The sequence below is a fragment of the Geminicoccus flavidas genome (assembly GCF_009806515.1).
GTDB lineage: Bacteria > Pseudomonadota > Alphaproteobacteria > Geminicoccales > Geminicoccaceae > Geminicoccus > Geminicoccus flavidus.
The window spans coordinates 1-2,018 of record NZ_WUJP01000585.1 but is presented as its reverse complement, the minus strand read 5'-3'; the positions used below and the strand labels follow the sequence as shown (position 1 = coordinate 2,018).

The window sequence follows — 2,018 nt, the reverse complement described above, 5'->3', positions numbered from 1 at the left end:
CCGATGCCGAACGAGCGGCGGCCATTCTAGCCGGACGGGCAGGGTTCTCCACCGAAAGCCGCAGGCCGAGCGCGGCGTTGGCGGACGTCAGCCTTCCGCCGGTGGGGCTGCCAGGGCCAGGACGCGGTCCAGCAGGCCGGGAAAGCGGTCCTCCAGCTCCGAACGCAGCGTCACGAAGCAGCGGGTACCTTCCACCCGGCTCGTCAGGATGCCGGCTTCGCGCAGCACCTTCATGTGATGGCTGAGCGTGGACTTGGCGACCGGCAGGTCGAACTCGCCGCAACTGCGGGCACCGCCATCCGCCAGCGTCGCGACCAAAGCAAGGCGGACCGGGTCGGCCAGGGCTGCCAGCACCTCGGTGAGCTGCACCGTATCGATCGCCGGATGGTCGGGTTGCCTCACGTCCTGCGCCTACCCATGTTCGATGTTCGACAAACATGAAACTGGGCCGGATCGGTCGGGGAGGCAAGGGCCTGCCGGCCGATCCGGTCGACCCGTCCGGCCGCGAGGCTGGACGGTCAACCGGGATGCGACGATGCCCAACCTGTTCGATCCGATCAATGTCGGTTCGCTGCGCCTGAAGAACCGCATCTGGATGGCACCGCTCACCCGCGCCCGCGCCGGCGAGAGCCGGGTGCCGAACGCGCTGATGCGCGACTATTACGTCCAGCGCGCCAGTGCCGGCCTGATCCTGTCCGAGGCGACCTCGGTCACCCCGCAAGGTGTCGGCTATGCCGGCACGCCCGGGATCTGGTCCAAGGACCAGGTCGAGGGCTGGCGGGCGATCACCCGCGCGGTTCATGACGCGGGCGGCCACATCTTCCTGCAGCTCTGGCATGTCGGGCGGATCTCCGACCCGGTCTTTCTGAACGGCGAGCTGCCGGTCGCCCCCAGTGCGGTCCAGCCCAAAGGCCATGTCAGCCTGCTGCGGCCGCAGCGGCCTTATGCGACGCCGCGCCCGCTGGAGCTGGCCGAGATCCCGGGCGTGATCGAGGCCTACCGCAGGGGTGCTGAGAACGCGCAGGCCGCGGGCTTCGACGGGGTCGAGATCCACGGCGCCAATGGCTACCTGCTCGACCAGTTCCTGCAGGACAGCACCAATCGCCGCACCGACGAGTATGGTGGCCCGGTCGAGAACCGCGCCCGGCTGATGCTGGAAGTGACGGATGCGGTGGTCTCGGTCTGGGGGGCGGACCGGGTGGGCATGCACTTGGCACCGCGTGCCGATTCGCACGACATGGGCGACAGCGACTTGGCCGGCACCTTCGGCTACGTTGCGGCGGAGCTCGGCAGGCGCAAGATCGCCTTCATCTGTGCGCGTGAGCGGCTGGAGGAGCCGCGGCTGGGGCCTGCCATCAAGAAGGCGTTCGGCGGCATTTTCGTCGCCAACGAGGGCTTCGATCAGGCGGCCGGTGACGAGGTGCTGGCCAGGGGCGAGGCGGATGCGGTGGCGTTCGGCAAGGCGTTCATCGCCAACCCGGATCTGCCGCGCCGCTTCGCCGAGAACGCGCCGCTGAACCCCTGGAACGCCGACACCTTCTATGTCGGCGGGCCCGAGGGCTATACGGACTATCCCTCGCTCTGAGAGCCGCCGGGCAGCCTGCGCTGGCGCCCGCCGGCCACCATGCAGTCCGGCGATCCTTTTCCTGCTCCGCCGCCTGGCGCTGGTCGCAGCCAGGCGGCGGAGCAGGGGCGGACGGCGGGCATCCGTGAGGATGGACGGCTGCTAGTTGATCGTGATGGCGCGCGGCATCTCCAGGGCGTTGTTGCCCTCGTGATTCTCGGCGTGGCGGCCATCATGGTCGAGGATGAAGCCCAGCCAGTAGCGGCCCGGTGCCACCGAGGTGGGAATGGTCACGGTCCGGCCGAAGGTGACGCTGACGCCAGGATCCGCCCAGGCACCCGTGTTGGTGCCGAGCAGCCGGTCGCCGGTGCTGATGATGTCGTTGCTCGACAGATAGAAGCCGATGTTGAAGGTCCGCTGCGAGGTGCTGAAATTGTGGAAAGTCAGCTCCATC

The 2,018-nt window shown here is 68.6% G+C and carries 2 protein-coding genes and 1 pseudogene; 1 reads left to right on the top strand and 2 read right to left on the bottom strand.

Annotated elements, in window-relative coordinates; genetic code table 11:
• Window positions 1-87: 87 nt before the first annotated feature.
• Window positions 88-402 carry an ArsR/SmtB family transcription factor gene (locus tag EQG76_RS16645; protein ID WP_159715447.1) on the bottom strand — a complete coding sequence of 105 codons (315 nt, stop codon included), beginning with the start codon at window positions 400-402 and terminating at the stop codon, window positions 88-90.
• 133 nt (window positions 403-535) lie between these two features.
• On the opposite strand from EQG76_RS16645, the gene EQG76_RS16640 reads away from it, so the two are divergent.
• Window positions 536-1,585 carry an alkene reductase gene (locus EQG76_RS16640; RefSeq protein ID WP_159715445.1) on the top strand — a complete coding sequence of 350 codons (1,050 nt, stop codon included), beginning with the start codon at window positions 536-538 and terminating at the stop codon, window positions 1,583-1,585.
• Window positions 1,586-1,726: 141 nt separating this feature from the next.
• Here EQG76_RS16640 and EQG76_RS16635 read toward each other — a convergent pair.
• A pseudogene (locus EQG76_RS16635) lies at window positions 1,727-2,018 on the bottom strand (hypothetical protein); the annotation flags it as partial.

Bases quoted from the DNA above. Each gene is read 5' to 3' on its own strand.
- EQG76_RS16640 (WP_159715445.1), top strand. From the start codon at position 536: ATGCCCAACCTGTTCGATCCGATCAATGTCGGTTCGCTGCGCCTGAAG.